This is a genomic window from Leptospira weilii, from assembly GCF_006874765.1.
In the GTDB taxonomy this organism is placed as follows: domain Bacteria; phylum Spirochaetota; class Leptospiria; order Leptospirales; family Leptospiraceae; genus Leptospira; species Leptospira weilii.
Genome location: NZ_CP040840.1, coordinates 3,882,380 through 3,899,671, shown reverse-complemented (window position 1 = coordinate 3,899,671; position 17,292 = coordinate 3,882,380). Strand labels below are relative to the sequence as shown.

The 17,292-nt window shown below is 39.4% G+C and carries 11 protein-coding genes; 8 read left to right on the top strand and 3 right to left on the bottom strand.

The window, feature by feature from the left end:
- Positions 1-289: 289 nt before the first annotated feature.
- A complete protein-coding gene (locus tag FHG67_RS19020; protein WP_016760975.1) occupies positions 290-1,912 on the bottom strand; it encodes a helix-turn-helix domain-containing protein in 1,623 nt (540 codons plus the stop codon).
- A gap of 1,490 nt (positions 1,913-3,402) precedes the next feature.
- Here FHG67_RS19020 and FHG67_RS19015 point away from each other — a divergent pair.
- The 8 genes from FHG67_RS19015 (at position 3,403) to FHG67_RS18980 (ending at position 13,384) form a co-directional block, all read left to right on the top strand.
- The gene (locus tag FHG67_RS19015) at positions 3,403-4,371 is read left to right on the top strand and encodes a sodium-dependent bicarbonate transport family permease (protein ID WP_002632956.1); all 969 of its coding nucleotides are present in this window, start codon (positions 3,403-3,405) and stop codon (positions 4,369-4,371) included.
- Between the two features lie 395 nt (positions 4,372-4,766).
- Entirely contained in the window at positions 4,767-6,716 is a 1,950-nt protein-coding gene (locus tag FHG67_RS19010) for an alginate export family protein (RefSeq protein WP_004499682.1), read from the top strand.
- 22 nt (positions 6,717-6,738) lie between these two features.
- Entirely contained in the window at positions 6,739-8,460 is a 1,722-nt protein-coding gene (locus FHG67_RS19005; RefSeq protein ID WP_036075086.1) for a proton-conducting transporter transmembrane domain-containing protein, read from the top strand.
- A complete protein-coding gene (locus FHG67_RS19000) occupies positions 8,427-9,314 on the top strand; it encodes an NADH-quinone oxidoreductase subunit H (protein ID WP_004501245.1) in 888 nt (295 codons plus the stop codon). The genes FHG67_RS19005 and FHG67_RS19000 overlap by 34 nt, the downstream gene beginning before the upstream one ends.
- Positions 9,315-9,330: 16 nt before the next feature.
- Positions 9,331-9,951 carry a hypothetical protein gene (locus FHG67_RS18995; protein WP_002632953.1) on the top strand — a complete coding sequence of 207 codons (621 nt, stop codon included), beginning with the start codon at positions 9,331-9,333 and terminating at the stop codon, positions 9,949-9,951.
- Entirely contained in the window at positions 9,948-11,156 is a 1,209-nt protein-coding gene (locus FHG67_RS18990) for a proton-conducting transporter transmembrane domain-containing protein (RefSeq protein WP_002632944.1), read from the top strand. The genes FHG67_RS18995 and FHG67_RS18990 overlap by 4 nt, the downstream gene beginning before the upstream one ends.
- Positions 11,157-12,566, top strand: coding sequence for a hydrogenase large subunit (locus tag FHG67_RS18985; RefSeq protein ID WP_004499650.1), 1,410 nt, complete (start codon positions 11,157-11,159; stop codon positions 12,564-12,566).
- Entirely contained in the window at positions 12,563-13,384 is an 822-nt protein-coding gene (locus FHG67_RS18980; protein ID WP_004499668.1) for an NADH-quinone oxidoreductase subunit B family protein, read from the top strand. Before FHG67_RS18985 ends, FHG67_RS18980 begins: the two co-directional genes overlap by 4 nt.
- Positions 13,385-13,414: 30 nt before the next feature.
- On the opposite strand, the gene FHG67_RS18975 is transcribed toward FHG67_RS18980, so the two are convergent.
- Positions 13,415-14,830 carry a hypothetical protein gene (locus tag FHG67_RS18975; RefSeq protein WP_036075089.1) on the bottom strand — a complete coding sequence of 472 codons (1,416 nt, stop codon included), beginning with the start codon at positions 14,828-14,830 and terminating at the stop codon, positions 13,415-13,417.
- Between the two features lie 1,392 nt (positions 14,831-16,222).
- Positions 16,223-17,203, bottom strand: coding sequence for a cobalamin-binding protein (locus tag FHG67_RS18970; RefSeq protein ID WP_004499657.1), 981 nt, complete (start codon positions 17,201-17,203; stop codon positions 16,223-16,225).
- Positions 17,204-17,292: the final 89 nt, after the last annotated feature.

Sequence of the window (17,292 nt, the reverse complement as noted above, 5' to 3'; positions counted from 1 at the left end):
ATTTTCAACCACCGAACTCACGGAAATACTATGACAACGTATAAAAGTAATATTGAAAATCAGAGTTGAATTACTGCACAATGCGATAGCTCACAAATCGCGCCTTTTCCCAATAATTTATAGATTATTCGGCTATTTTAATTTTATTTTCTAAGGGCGTTTGCTATCTTTTAAATATTATAATTATTATGAATTATGATTTCGAACCTTCGAAAAGTATCTTTATTTGTTTTTACAAACGAACGCTTTATTATTCGGTTCTGTAAATTTTTAAATATATTATAATTCTCTAAATTTTTTTACTGAAAACGGCTTCGCTTTTGAGTTTTTTTCTACGGTAGGCATTCGGATTGGTTCCGGTGAGCTTTTTAAATTCCATATAGAACGTGGATTTGGAGCTGAATCCAGCGCGGCTCCCGATTTCCGAAGTTGTTTTTTCTGGATGATCTAAAAGAAGTTTTTTAGCTTCTTCGATCCTATATTGATTGATTAGGGAGGGAAAATTATTTCCAAACTCTACGTTGACGATTTCTGAAAGTTGGTGAAGACTTAATCCGAGTTCTTTGGCTATATTTTCTTCTTTTAAAGATTTTTGAAGGAAAACTTTCTTCTTTTCTAAAAGATCCTTAATATTTCGAACGACCTCGTTTACATTTAAGGAACTTGTAATTGATTTTCTGGTTTGCGCCGATTCTTTTTCCCCTATTTCTTGGTTTCTTTTTCGATTGAAAAACTCGTTTAACGAAAAACTTACTAAAATCGAGTGAAAAGGAAAAAAGAGTACGACTCCAAACACCGAAAAATAATTAAACGGATAAAAATCAAAATGGAAAATCGTTTTGTATGTGTCTAAAACAAGAAATATGGCCCAAGAAGTTGTGTAAAGTAATCCGATTGAAGAATTGGAACTGAAGAATTGATAGTGAACTCGAATAAAGTAAAAAGAAGAAAAACCGACAGTCGCGACTAAAAGAAGAATTCTGTGATCATACCAAGATTGTAGGAGAGGGATTAGAGAATATAAAATTCCCAATGCTCCTGCGATCCAAAAGAACACCGAGCGATAAACTTTCTTCTGATTGGTTTTGTCGATTGAGAATAGATATAAAAATAAAAACACGTAAGAGATCCCGAGAAATAAGAAGTAGCTGTGCCGAAATAGATTATTTGCGTTTCCGAAAATTTCGGCAAAAGTACGTCCATGAAGAAAGTAAAAAGTGACGATGATCGAAAGTACGTATAACGGAAAAAAAATGAAAGTCGAATTCTTAAATCGGTAATAGCCGAAAAAAGAATAGAGAATTGCAAATCCAACGATTCCGGCGATCGAATAGGAAATAATGAATTTAAGCCTTTTGTGAAGTTCGAATTCTTCTAAACCCATAATCCGGATTCGATAATTGATATCCTCGTTTGATAACACAAAAAGATAAAAAATTCTATTTTCGTTCGGTTGCAAATCTATTCTAAAATGTGGTAATGTTGTGAGAACCCTTTCATCCGTTGTAGGATTTGAATAGCCCGATTTTACGGTGACGAATTTTCCATTTTTATCAAAAAAACAAAGTTGAGTATCAGGAACATTCAACCAGCCGAGTAGAAGAATTCTACTCTGAATTGTAGATTCAGAATTTTGAATGCTGAAGCGTAACCAATTTCCGAAAGAAGTCCTTTTCACTCTGAGAACGTTGGCTGAAATCGAATGCCATTCTAAATCTTCTAGACCATCGATATGATTCGGGGAACAACCTGCAAATTTTTGATCCCTATATCGGTATTCGATAAGAGAACTGATATTTTTTGAAGAGACATCTTGATCAAGTAATACCACAGGTTCGGTGTGTGCAAAAATTGAAGAAAAAGAAAAGCCAAACAGAAGAATGAAAGTTTTAAAATTTGGATTCTTATACATTCCGTTCAACGACCTTTAGTATCGTATATGACTAAAGCAATAATTATTCTTTTTAAAAATGCTTCCGAAATAAATTATTTTTTCTACAAAAGCTTGGATTTTTCTATATTCTATAATGGATCAGATTTTTTCGGAAAATCTCATGTGTACCAGTACTTTTTTAAATCTAAATCTTTTTATATCCTGTGACAATAATTTCCGATTTTATATGTTCAATAGTTTCTTGGTTTGAGTTTTTTCCTTTTCATTTTTTAGAAAAGGGAATTTCGATTCAGAATTTGCCCAAAAACTAAGAGCTCGTCTCAAAACCTTAAAGAAGTATCTCTAAGCGATCCGGCAAGTTTCTAAAAAAACGTAAGTTCTCATAGATTACGTCGTATTGGTGGTTTTTCTTGTCGTTTAAAATTGTAGTCCCTACATTTTTGAGGTTTTGAAATAGGCTTTTAGGATGTGAAGCTTCTATAGGACTTTACATTATAAAGGAGGAAAATTAACCTTTGTTAACGTCTGATCCCTCTCCTAGGCAAGGTCATTTTTTTACTTATCCACTGACCCTAAAACCCTGATTCCTAGCATCTATCCACTAAAACGTGAAAACTTCCAGCGTTTTATTACGAGCCATGACCTTACCCACAAATTGAAAAGATTTTTAGAATCAGAAAGATCAAAAAACGCTCATTTTTCAAGTGTTCCGACAAGAATAAGGCTTTTTACCTTGCAAAAAGTATAATTTTCTATAGAGAAAAATTTCCCGAACCTTTTCACCCCGCCCAAGATAAGGGGAAACTCAGGCACAACGCTTCTTAAACTCAGTAAACACCTTCTTATTGTGGTAACTAAGTTTCACGGGGGATTTTGTCGTAATTCCGACAAATTGATCTGGAGATCCCATTGCTTGTGGGTAAGGTTATGATTACGAGCTTACTACTCATCTTTCCATAATCATAATAGAGTGTCTAAAATTCTGTATCTAAACGTGGATTGTGCTCAAATTAACGGTACTCTATTTTATAGGGATCAATAAATGATTTAAAATCGATTTATCGTTTTAGAATAGATTTTAAATTTCAAAACAACAATCGATTAGAAAAAGGCTTCACGCGAATTATTAACAATTGGTAAATATTACCGGACTTATAATTCAATATATGGAGGCTGCAATATCGATAAAAGCCTACTCAAAAATTCTATAATTCAATCCCCAAAAGCGGTTTTTACAGTATGATAGATGAATTATTTGATTACCCAAATTGCTATAAAATAGTAAAAATAATTTCGCTTTTAAACCGTTTACTGAAAATCTCCGGTTTCAATTTTAAGTTTTTATCTGTCTCTAAAAGATTATAAAAACCATCAAAAATTTATAGAAACTCAATTTTTCAAAAAATGATTGTCCAATTTTATAATCTTGGAAAGTCTATTCGAATAGGGGTTTAGGAAATAGATTTAATCGAAGTCACGATATTCTTAAATCATGGAGTTAGCTTATTATGAACACACACGCAATTTTAGAAAACGTATTAAACCCGCCGGTATTGTTTTTCTTTCTCGGTATGGGTGTGGTTTTTTTCAAATCAGACTTGGTTATACCCGAATCGCTGTCTAAGTTCTTTTCAATGTATCTTCTTTTTGCCATTGGCTTTAAGGGGGGGCACGAGTTGTCCAAAACCGCATTTACCCAAGAACATTTTTTCACTTTAATTGCTTGTTCGATTATGGCCATTTTGGTTCCGATATACGCGTACTTCATTTTGAAAATTAAACTTGATAAACATAATGCCGCCGCTTTGGCCGGTTCTTTCGGGTCCATTAGTGCGGTTACTTTTGTAACCGCGGGCGCGTTCTTACACAATCTCAAAGTCGAATACGGCGGCTTTATCGTTGCGGGAATGGCTTTGATGGAATCCCCTGCGATCGTAATCGCGGTAATATTAGATCGTTTGAACAAAAATAAAATGAATGGCGGAAGTAAAATCAATTGGAGAGCATTGTTCCACGAGGCTCTTTTTGGCTCTTCGATTTATCTTCTAGTTGGGGCGTTGATCGTAGGTTATATCACGGGTGATTCTGGTTGGAAAGCCGAGAAAGTATTTGCGGATGATTTATTTAAGGGAATTCTTACATTCTTTCTTTTGGATATGGGAATTTCCGCGGCTCGTAGATTCAAAGAACTTGCTCATGTCGGATTCTTTTTGATTATAACGGCTATTGTTTTGATGGTTGTAAATGCAACAGTAGGTTTAATTCTTACTAAAGTTATTGGAATGCCTATTGGGGACGCTCTCATGTTCGTTGTTCTTTGTGCTTCCGCTTCTTATATTGCGGTGCCTGCCGCTATGAAAGATATGATTCCCGAAGCGAACCCGAGTATTTATCTTACAGTCGCACTTTCTATCGTATTTCCGATCAACATAATTGCCGGTATTCCGCTCTATTATTATTTCGTAACTTTAACTTAAGGAGAAGAAACGCACGATTTTTCTTGGCGATTGTTTTTACAGTTTGTTTTAAAAACTCGAATTTCTATTGCAATAAGATTCGAAACTTGTTGCGCTTAGTTGTCTTTTTATGTGCTTAAAAATTCAATGTCACGCTTGAACTCGCAGTTTTTTTCCTATCGAGTATAGATGAAAACAAGGTGATTTGGGGTTCGGCCATCATAGATAGGTTTTATTTTAAATCTGTGATCCGTATATTGGATAGGTTCCCGAGTTATTGGGATTGAATTTCATAGTAAGTCGTCAAGGGAGTTCATATCTGATGTTTGAATTTTTGTGTGGATCTTTCTTGAAAAGGTTAAGTATAAGATCTTGCGATTTTCATTTTCTCAAATAAAAATGAAGAGTTAAATCAGATGATTTCAAATCAAAAAAAACACACTACGAAAACGAAAATAATGTTTATTTTGTTTTTTCTCTCTTTCTTTTTCGAAAGTGAGATTTTGTTTTCTCAGGCTACTCCGACAAACGCAGGGCCTGTCGTTACAACGGAAACGAAACCTACGACGGAGGAAAAATTGGATCATTTTGATTTTGTTTCTCCGATGAAAAAAAACGGAATTAGTCCCGAGTACAATCGGCACATGTTTATCGATCCGGATCTCTCTAAGACAGTAAACAAATACTCGAATAAACTTTGGATCAATGATTGGATCAAATTAGGTTTTTATCTGAGACCCAGATACGAATCTAGAAATAATCTCAACTTTGATAAGTCCAATCACGCTTATACGGATCGAATCATGCAGACTTCTGCATTTTATTTTCTCATCGATCCGAATCCTTATGTGACTTTTAAAATTACCATTCAAGATACCAGAGTTTGGGGCGGTGTATCTCCTGCAAATGTCGGAGACATTCGTTCGGGATTTTTCAGCAATACTCCGACTCTTAGCTCGGATCCGAATATTCCGGGAAAACCGAACAATTCAATCGCTCCCAACAATACAAGTATTAGAGAAGCCTTTGTAATGATTCAAAAACTTCCTTTGGAAGCTAAAATGCAGATTGGTCGGCAGATTTGGGCCTACGGTGATCAAAGAATGATCGGCGGAGGAAACTGGACGATCAACGGTTTATCCTACGACGGCGCCCGAATTATGTTCGATTACGAGAATTTTAGTTCTCACTTTTTTGCCGCGAGACCTTATTGGGCTCAAAGCGGTGTGAACGGTGTTCTTTCTTCCAACGATCCAAAGGTCAATTCTACTCCGGGAAACACGAATTCTTCCGCTTCTCAATCGGACACAACCCTTTTCGGTACATACAATACGTTCAAAATCTTGAATGAAATAGTTTTAGATGTTTATAATATAAATGTGGTCAAGAAGTGGATTCCTCAAACGACTCCCGCTTCCGTTGCGGACGACGTTCTTGCAATCAATCGTAAAAGGCAAAACGATCAACTTTATACGACCGGTTTCAGACTCACTAATAGAACCAATAAAAACAATCTTCCCGAAGGAAAGGCTTGGGATTGGACCTTCGAAAGCGCATGGCAGAACGGTTACAACGGTCAAAGAATTCATAAACGATTTTTAGGTTACGACCTCCCGGGCGCGATCGAAGGTATAAACCTTGCCGATACGAAAACCGAAAGGATCAAGTATTCCGGCCATTTTCATGTCGCTCAAAGTGGTTATACCTTTCTGGAGAAGTTAAGGTTGGGATTACAATACATGTACGCCTCCGGCGATAATAACCGAACGGATGGAAGTTTTTCCACTTTCCAAACTCTTGTGAACCCTCGTTTCGGAGTAATTCCTTATTGGAATAACGTAGCCGGCCTTTCCGAAAATATCGATATGAAAAACTTAAGTTCCTGGAATGCGAACCTTACCTACAAAAGCAACAAGTGGGGAATGTTTCAAATAGCGTATATCATCAACGATAAGGTTCAGAAAAACGACGCTTGGTATGCGATCAACGGGGGCGCGAACTCGATCGCAGGTTCTGTACTTTCTTCTCCAGTAGCAACGTCGACTAACGCGTCCGGGAATATTTCTTCCGCGGGTTCTACGGAAAATTATACGGGAAACGCTTTCACGCAATCGTATTCTACGGGTAGAAACATTTATAACGAATTGGATCTAACGTGGATATTTCAGGTGAACGATAATGTGTCTATTTGGACAGGTGCGGGTTTTTTGATCGCGGGAAATTCGATTCGAAATTATAGAAACAGTCCCTTGTTCTACAATGGAACGACGAACCAGTTTGAATTAAATACTGCGGCGTTGATGAAACAGCATACCTCTGACAAAAACGCGAGCGTATTCTTCTTTCAGATGAACGCCGCGCTCTAGCAAAAGGAGGCTCAATCAGCCAATGATTATTCTATCTTATTTGATAGTTGCAATGTCTCTTGTTGTACCCTTTTTAGCAGCAAAGGTGCTCGGTAAGGATTTTTTCGGGCAGGATACGGCTGTATTTATTGGCCTTACTCTTCAGACGGTGTTGGGAATGATAATTTCCGTTTATGTTCACGGTTATGAGCACCGTAAAAGAACAACCATTCTTTTGGGCTATGCTATATTTTTTCTCAGTACTGGATTGTGCTATTTAGTCGGTAAAACTTTATGGCTGATTCTATTTTGGGAATTGTCCACGGTTAGCGCTTTCCTTCTTTATCAAGGAGGCAAATGGACTCCGAATTCCATCAAAAGTTTTATTGCGTTAGTCGTTGCGGGTGGGGTCGGAGCTTTTTGTTTTACGTATTGGATTTATTCTCCCGAAGGTCAGTTCGGAAATGTTTTTTTGGTTGCCGGTCTTTTGGTGAAAGCGGCCTTTTTTGGATTTCACTTCTGGCTTCCGGAAGCTCACTCTGGATCTCCGGCGCATGCGTCTGCCGCTTACTCGGGAATTTTGGTAAATCTTCCTTTGATTCTTTTTCATCAGCTCGTGGCACCTTGGCTCGGTAATACTGTTTATATCAAAATTTTAATTCCTTTGGCGGGTTTCGGAGTACTTTGGGCGGGTTTATCTTCTTTATTTTCAAAGGATGCTAAGAAGGCGATTGCTTACAGCACCGTAGAGAATATGAATTTTCTGTTTCTTTGTATTCTTCTTTCCGCGTTGTGGAAAGACAGTGAAGTGGAGAATTTAAAAGTACTCAGCAGATCTTTTTCGTTTCTGTTCATTCTTTCTTTGATCCACCACAGTATCAGTAAGACGTTTCAATTCCTTTCAATCGGATACCTCACCAAAATATCAGGTTTTTCGAATGTAGATCAGAACACAGGTGTCGGAAGAATTTCTGGATTACCCGCTTCGTTGTTGAGTTTAGGGACGATCAGTTTTCTCGCGATTCCGGGGACCACTGGATTTCTTTCGGAAGCGACGTTTGTGAAATTAGTCGCGGGAGTTTTGGAAATTCCGGGACAAAGCGCAATTCTCGTCCTTCCTCTTTTGATTTTAGTTTCCTCCGGTTTGGTTTTAGGAGCAGCGGGGCACTTGAGAATTTTTTTGGGAATGGTGTTGTCCAGACCGAGAACCGAATGGTCTGAAAACAAACCTTCGCGTTCGATTTTTTATTCTCTTTCTTTGAGCGGAACTTTGATCCTTCTCGTTTCTTTGGTGATTTCGGCGTACGCGGTTTACTATTCCCCAACCACCGAATGGTTGGATGAGAAATGGTATCGCGGACTTGCAATCGTCAACTTTCTCGGACTCGGTATGCTCACGTTTGTTGGAATTTTCGGCTGGAGAACAAAAATTGCTAGAAGGAAACTTTGGGACTGCGGCGGCAATTACGGCGGTGCGGACGTTGCGATTCCTTCCGATGGAATTTCGGATCCTCTTTTCCCTTCTCTGGGAAGATATTTTACCAACGAGGAAGGAAATTCTCGTTTAGACGAGGGAATACTTCATGGAATTATAAAATTCTTAAATACTTTTAAGACGAGAGTGAACGAGGCGGATGAGGAATCGATTTCGATCAACCTTGCATTTTCGTCCGTAACCGTGGTGATCCTTCTGTTTGTGATTATCGGTCTGAAATTAACCGAGGGAGATTTATGGAAATTATTCTTAAGTACCTTGACCCAGTAATTCGGATAATATCGTTTTTTGCTCTCCCATTTTTGTGTGGGGGGCTTATTCAAAAAATACGTTCCTATTCGCAAGGAAGAAAGGGCGCTCCTATTCTTCAGATACTCTACGATACTTGGAGAATGATCCGTAAAAAACCGGTGGATGGGCCCTTTTCCGGGTTCTTTACGGAAGCGTCTCCTCTCATAGCTTTTTTGGCGGGGCTTGTGGTTTGGAGTTTGGCGAGTTTCGAATGGGGATCGTTTCTTCTTATCCCGTTCCTAATCGGAGTTATGCGATTTGCGTTACTCGCCTATTCCGTGGAAAACGGAACTTCGTTTGCGGGAATGGGAGCGGCGAGAGAAATAATTCTCTACGTGTTTTGCGAACCGATCATGATCCTCGTTCTCGTGGTGTTCGAATCGCATCTTGTGTTCAACGCGAACTTTGCAAGTCTCGCGTTCGGCGGCCTTTTTTTGTTGGGAACTTCTTTGGTAATTTTAGCTGAACTCGCAAAACCGCCGTTTGACGATCCGAGAACTCATTTGGAGCTTACGATGGTTCACGAGGCGATGTTGTTGGAAGCCTCTGGAAGCAGAAGGGCTCTTTTCGAATTGGCGCAACAATTTAAAACAAGTTCTTTGTTTCTTTTTGTCGCAAAGATGGGCGTTTATCACGGGGAATTCTTTTTAAGTAGATCGGTATCTCCGTTCTGGCTTGATGTGGTGGCGATCTTAGGCGCTCTTTTTGTTTCCGTTTGCGTTGGTTACATCGAAGCGAATAGTACTCGAAGAAAATGGCTTTGGATTCCAGAGTTACTCGGTTTGAATTTTATTTTTATGCTCTTTTTGGGTATCCTTCTCAAGTTAGGTTGATCCTAAGGAAAGTTTTATGGGAACAGAATTCAGTTATTTAATTCTCCTTTTGCTTGGAGTGGTGATTTTACTCGAGAACCGTTTGAAACGACTCGTTCTATTGCTTGCGTTTCAGAGTGTGTTTCTTTTGGTTCCGCTTTTCGAAGATGGCGGATACGGAACTCACAGTTTATTCCTGGCCGGGATGATCATACTTTTCAAAGTAATTCTCACTCCTTGGATTCTTTATTGGACGGCCAGAAGAACCAATTCCGTAGAATCGACGTTTCCGAAAGTAGGATACATTCCCACGTTTGCGCTTTTGATGGTGGGAGCTGTCGTGGGATTTATTATATTAGGTTTTACTAAATTTAGATTTGGTGAAGTGAACCAAATGTCCTTTCTTTATACTTTTCTTTTGTTGTATGTGGGAATGGTGGGTTTTGTGGTTCGGCGTCATTGGGTTGGGGTGATCGCTTCCTTTGCGGTTTTTGAAAACGGAACTTTCCTTTTGACTCAAATTTTGAGGACGGAACTTCCCCTAGGAATCGAATTCGGTTCTTTCTTAGATGCGGTTTTTATCATAGGTGCGGCCGCGACTCTTAGAATTAGTATGGAAAATTCTTCCGAGAACGAAAAAGAAGAGGTATCTGTATGAATCTTCTCGTTTTGAACGGAATCGGTGTAACGGTTTTGTTTCTGATTCTTCTCGCTTATATTTTAGCGCCCACCAGAGGCCAAAGACAAATCACGATGTGGTCTTTTTTGATGATTCTTTGCGTTGCCTTAAGTTTTGCAGCGTGGAATTTGGAAGGATTTGCGCTTCAATGGGTTTTGATCGAAGCCACAACTTTTACCGGAGCTTTGCTTGTGTCTTCGAGCAGAACGTCTAAGTCGTTTCCGATCGCTTGGAAGTTTCTTTTGATCAATTCCTTCGGGTTAGGGATCGCGTTTTTAGGAATCATCATAGTTACAGCTACGTTATACGGCATTGATCATCCGGTCGAAGTTTTGGCGGGTAAGTTATCCGAACATCCGGAAAATCTCTGGATTGAAATCGGACTTTGGCTGGCGATTTTCGGGTATTCCGCAAAACTCGGACTTTTTCCCAATCATGTTTGGGTCGTAGATACTTATGGTGAAAGTCCGAGTCAAATCTCCGCATTGATCGCCGCGTTTGTTCCGATCGCGGTAAGTTACGCGTTACGTCCGTTCATTCACATGGATCACCAATTGTATCCGACTACTTTCAGCGCGGCGGACGGGTTATTAATCTTAGGAATTATAACGATGTTGCAGAGTATCGTTGCGCTCTATCAAAGGAACGATTTGAGAATGATGACTGCGAAGGTGGCTCTATTTCACAGTGGCGCGATTGGAATTTTTCTCTGGATGGATCTTCCTGATTCTGTGTTCAATTTCGTAATGGCCGGAAATATCGTAATGAAATCGGTCCTATTCTTAACGATGGGGATCGTGAGAATGGATGCCGGAAAGAGAGAGTTGAGCAAAATTTTTCTTTCTGAGAAGATCAACAAGAAAGCGTTATCGCTTTATACGGCTTCTTTGTTTGTCGCATTTATTCTTCCCGGTTCTCCGATTTTCGTAAATGATCTTTTACTTTTGAAAGTAGGCTGGGCTCAAGGCCAGTGGTTTGTGATTACGGTGCCGTTTTTGGGATTGATCTTTTTCGGAGTGTTGCTCTACAAAACGGTTCCTCTTTTTAACTTGGAGGACCGGCCGTTTGCAAAGGAATTTGCCGGAACATTACAGATCCGTATGACCAATTCGTTTTTGCTTTTTATCATGGTGCTCGGCCTCGGTATTTGGGGTTTTTATCATCTACTGCAAGGAGAATTTTGAATGCGTAGCGTGACTGGTTTCTATCCGAGAAAGGGTAAAAAGGGTTACAACCGCTTTTGGCTTACAAGCGACGGAGTGGAACACGAGATCGTAGAGTATTCCGAAAAGGAAGCCTTTGAGGACACCTCGAATCCGATTTGGATTCTCAGGCATTCTCTTGGAACCGATCAGGGAGAAGAGGATTATTCTTCCTATGATTTCGAAAGATATATTACGGCAGATCGCAAAACCGATCTGGAAAAGTTCGTAACCAAAAAAGGCATTAAAGATTTAGTATATAAAGGATTAAAAATACCGATTCCGGCGAGTCATTATTCTCACGCAGTCGGACCGATTCACGCGGGAGTGATCGAGCCCGGTCATTTTCGTTTTATCGTAAAGGGAGAAGAGATTCGAAATTTAGACATTCGGCTCGGTTTTCAAAAACGAGGTTTAATCGATTTGATCAAGGGAAAAGGATCGAAGGATTCTTTACCCTATGCGGAAGCGATTTCAGGAGATAGTACAATTGCTTATGCGATCGCGTTTTCCAGAATTTTCGAAGAGGCGCAGAAAATCGTCGTTCCTCAAGAATTGGATTTTGCAAGACTCGTTCTTTTGGAACTCGAAAGAATTGCGATTCATATCGGAGATATGGGTGCGATTGCGGGAGACGTGGGTTATTATCCTTTACAAGGTGTTTGTTCTTTGCAAAGGGGGATTCCTCTTGGAGTGATGGAAGCGTTGACCGGGAATCGTTTCGGAAGAGGAGCGTTATCTCCGGGTAAGGTCGTTCTTAGAAAGGGACTCAACCGCGAAAAATTAAACGAACTCGCAGAAAGAATTCGTTCCGTTACTGCGGATGTCGTCGCACATTTTGAACGAGCCGCGAACGTTTCCACAAACCGGGAGAGGCTCCAGTCCTGCGGGATAATCCGGCAGAAACAAGTTAGACATCTTGGCTTTATAGGAATGGTGGAGAAGTGCACAGGACTCAGCAGGGATCTTCGTAATTTAGAAAAATCGTATATGCTTAGTTCTCCGATTTCTCTTGAGTTGAATCGGGATCATATGAAAGGGGACGCATGGGCAAGATTTTATCTGCGTTATGAGGAATTGAAAAACAGCGGTAAATGGCTCATAGAGGCGATTCCCAAATTAGAAGCCGCTTTCTCCCTGAAACTCGGAAAGGTCCAGTCAAAATCCGCTGTCAAAAAAGGGACCTATTATTCCGCAGTGGAAGGATGGAGAGGACCGGTGCTCGTATCCTTGGATTTGGACGCCGTCGGCTCGATTGAAAACGCTTATATCAGGGAAGTTTCCGTTCCTAATTGGCATGCTCTTGAGTTAGCCGTAAGGGGAGAATACATCGGGGATTTTCCGTTAAACAATAAATCCTTTAATCTGAGCTACGTAGGAGTGGATCTATGAAAATTATATTCGAAATATTGAATATAATTCGTCCTGCAAAAACGATGAATTATAAAAAGGTTTTACCCTTCAACCCGAACGCGAGGGGAATTCCGATTCCTATGTTATCTTCCAATGAATCCTGTCTTTCCTGCAAGTCTTGCGAGCAAGTATGTCCGACTCATTCACTCAAAATTCATTCCAAGGATAAGATGAGTTTTGATTATGGAGCTTGTCTTCAGTGTGGAAGATGTTCCGAGTTTTGCTCTGATGGAAAGATTATCGATTCTGGTTTTGTTCACGTATATTCCACCGATCGGGAAGCCTTAAAAGTAACGTATACCAATGGAATGCCGGATGAAAAACCGGAAATGGAAAACGAGGAAGTAAAGCGGTTTAGAAAGGCCACAAAGAAAACCGGGTTTCAGTTTAGAGAGGTCGCTGCCAGCGGGAATAATACAACCGAAGCGGAAATCAACGCAAGTTTTAACGCTCTCTTTGACAGTGAGGCGAGTAAAATTCGGGTCGTCGCTTCTCCGAAGCACGCGGACGCGCTTGTCTATTCGGGTCCGGTTGGACCGAATATGGAAGGCCCACTCGATACGGCGTGGGAGACGATGCCTTCTCCAAAAGCTCTTGTGGCTTGCGGTTCGGAAGCGGTTTCAGGAGGGCTTTTCAAGCTCGGTAAACTTCCAAAAGAACCTGACTTGTTCATTGGAGGAGATCCTCCTCGCCCGGATGTGATTGTTTCCGCGTTTCGGTATTTGATGGGAACCAGAGAGTTCTCTTTCAGAGCGGAACTGGCAAAGTTCGTTCAAAATTTAAAGGAAACCAAATAATTTATAGTAGGCGGGAATAAAAACATGTTTTTAAATGAACTTTCCCATTCTTTCCGTAGCATAAAGAGCTTCTCTAGATTTTAAACTCATACTTGAAAACAATGTTTCTGAATTCATTCCGCTTAAGATGTCTACGGGATATGTAATTCGTTTATCCTTTTTCGTATGAATCGGATAAAAACGTTTTTGATCTCTATAGGAATAAGTCGTTAAAATGACCGTTTCAACATCATGAAAGACCTGTTCTAAATTTCGAAGTAAAGTGTTTGTTTTAGAAGCGATGTTTTCGTTGATATCTTCCCAAGCGGAAAGTTCTCCCGAAATTTCTATGTTGAGATGAACGAGAATGGGACCTTTTTCGGATTGTTTCGCTCGATTTTTTTCTAAAACTTTTCGAGCGACGTTTAAGGCATCCGTATCGTTTCCTCTTCCCGTCTTTACAAGAATCGCTTTGTTTCTCTGCAATAGCTCAAAACCGTCTCCGTAACAGATCAGCTCCTCTGCATGATCTAAAATTTTCCATTTTTCAATCTCGCTTAGATTGGATAATTTTCGCTTGTGATAAAGAGAATATGCAATATTCCAAATGGATTGATATAAAAGAGCGGGAATTAAAAGAGGGGGAAGATCTTTGACTGAAAAAAGTTTTTGAGCCAATGCGTTGAACAAATCGGGTTGAATCAATTTTTGAGAAGCGAAATCGTCCGATACGACAATTCCGATTACTTCCCGAATGAGGTACGATTTCATACAAAGTGCGGTTTGAAAATCGTTGAAAAAAGCAAGTTCTGGTTCCGCAAACAATTCTTCCGGAGTTTTAAAACCCACGTATCTGGCTGTTGAAGTATCTTTGAGAGGAAATTTTAAAAACGCCTTATGAAAAATATCAGAACTAGTTTGAAAGTCGAAATTACGAATGAACTCAGTCGTATCTAGCATGCTTTCGTTTTCAAAGATCAATGTTTCCGCCATGGAGTCTGTGTTGGTAATTCCTTCCATCACATAGAGTCTGTCTTTTTTAAAGATTTTACGGACCGCTTGAGTTTGCGCTTGGATCGCTTTTCTGGCGGCTTGATCGTCGTGATTGTGAGCGGCGCAGCCGAGTCCAGGTAGGTCGGATCTATGCATATATGCGATGAATAAAGCGGGAGTGTTCGGCGTATTGCAAGTTGCGTCATTGATCAAACGATCAATACGATTCCAGAACCAAAAGTTATTTAGGTTTGTGGAAACAATATTGCCGTCCGTTCTGCCGAAACGAATCGTAGTCACTGGATAGCCTTTTAATTTACTTCCGTGAACGCGGCCGTCGATACATTTTGTGACGAGAACTTTTGGTGCTCGAATACTGAATTCTCGAATGACGTGTTTCATTCTGTGAATTGTTTCCGATTGAAGAATATTTTCTTCCAAATATTGATTCAAGTACTGATGGACTTCTTGCACAATCAGCCTCTTTTTACTGAGTCATTCGAAAAATGTTTTTGTCCTTCTTTGATCGAAAACAAAATTATTTTCGAATGACTTCGAAATTTGAAGTCTGTCCCAAACCCGTCGAGCGCCAATAGAAGCGAGACGTTGAGTTCTATCGAGCGCCAATAGAAGCGAGACGTTGAGTTCTATCGAGCGCCAATAGAAGCGAGACGCCTGAATTTCACAAAAATGTGAAACTTTCTAGATGTTACTCATCTCTCTAATAGAGTGTCTAAAATTCTGTGTCCAAACATAGAATTTGCGCTTAAATTAACGATATTCTATTTTATAGGGATCGGGAGTATAAAATCCACTAACATCTAGAAAGCTCCTACATTCTGAGGCTTTGGGACAGACTTATGCTCTCATAGTATCAGTTAGAAAATAATTGTAAAATTCATTTTCTAGTAGAATCGCAAATTTTAAAATAAACGTTTCCATCATATTGTAATCGGTAATCTGCCGATACGTTTGTTAACGGTGCCTTTAAAAAACTTCCAGGATAAACGTGGTTGTAAAAGATTTATCGTCGGGAAATTAAAGTTTGTCTCATAAAAAATTCGATTTTTATAATTTAGGAAACTAAAAATTTTTTATATAAAAAAATTTAATGAAAAACGCGAGTTTCTTTTTGGAATTTGCTGCGAAATCCGCTACTGTACTTGGAAAATCATTATACATAATAAAATTTTTGAAAAATTCAATTATGAAGTTTCACAAAACCGCTTCAATCGTCCATTTCAATGAAACAGAAACAAATGGAACATTAATTTTTCAACAACTCTAATATTATAAATTATTTTTAAAATAGATGCTACTCATCTTTACATAATAGAGTGCCTAAAATTCTTCGTCCAAACGCGGAATTGTGCTTAAATTAACGATATTCTATTTTATAAAGATCAGTAATGAACTGAAAATAAATTATAGTCTTATTCTAGGAAGTCCTCCGGTTTTTTAACTAACGTGAGTTTGGTGGTTGAAAATGAGAAAGAATTTGTCCGTAAAATCAAGATTTGTTGCAGTTCTGTATTTTAAGAATAGATTTATAAAGTTCAAATTCCAACGAAAAATGAATTATGGGTTTTTTACGCTGAACTCACGTTAACTGAATAATTTAGTAGGACAAAAAATGTAAGAATTCCTACAGCTCATAAATGATGAATAAACTGTGGTTCTATTGTTGAATTTGGATAAAATGGTTATCTTCCGCGAAAGGGCAAGGACTTTGAATTTAAATCCTGCCTTAAAAAGTTCCTACATTCTAAGGACTTGCGGCAGACTTTTCATCTTAAAATTTTTATATTTCATTTTGAAATGTTTTTGCGTAGTATTATAACTTATTTCTAAGGCTTTGAAACTTTTTTAAGAATGAATCAATCTGACGAGATGATCGATCCCTTCCTCAAATAATGCGGGACCAGGTTGGAGAATGATTGAAGAATCCAACTCGTAAATTTTTTGATTTCGAATTGCGTTCACATTTTGCCAATCCGGATGTTTCTGCACCCATTCAAAATTCACCGGTTTTCCGCACCAAGAACCTATGTATATGTCCGGATTCGCTTTTGCCACGTCCGATGCGGAGATAATTCTATCCTTCGCTAAGGATTTTTTTTTAAGATATTCAAAACAATCTTTTCCGCCCGCCAGCTCAATCAATTCGGAAACCCAGGAGATTCCACTGATGATCGGTTCGTCCCATTCTTGAAAGAAAACGGAAACACGACTTCGAGAAAGATATCTTTTCTGAATTTCGTCTAACTTTCTTTTCCAACCTTCTATTAGTTTTTGTGTTTCGTTCCTTTTGTTTACGATGGATCCGAGGAGCAACAACGTATCAAAAATCTCGGAAATTGTTCTTTGATTGGTTACAAGAACGTTAAGTCCCTCCGATATTAAATCTTTTGCTAAGTTGGCTTGAATATCCGAAAAGCCGATGATAAGATCCGGCTTCAACTCCCGAATACGTTTAATATTTCCGTTGATAAACGCGGAAACCTTGGGTTTTTGTTCTTTAGCTTTGAGAGGTCGAACTGTATATGCGGAGATGCCTACGATACGTTCTTCCTCTCCGAGTAAATAAAATAACTCGGTCGTTTCTTCTGTGAGACAGATAATTCTTTTCGGACCTAACCGAGCGACCATAGGAGCGAGGTTTGAGTTCCGCGAAGCGACCATAGGAGCGAGGTTTGAGTTCCGCGAAGCGACCATAGGAGCGAGGTTTGAGTTCCGCGAAGCGACCATAGGAGCGAGGTTTGAGTTCCGCGAAGCGACCATAGGAGCGAGGTTTGAGTTCCGCGAAGCGACCATAGGAGCGAGGTTTGAGTTCCGCGAAGCGACCATAGGAGCGAGGTTTGAGTTCCGCGAAGCGACCATAGTGATAAGTAACTCATGCAACGCTCCCTAAGGGTCGCGTTGCAGGTTTGAGTTAT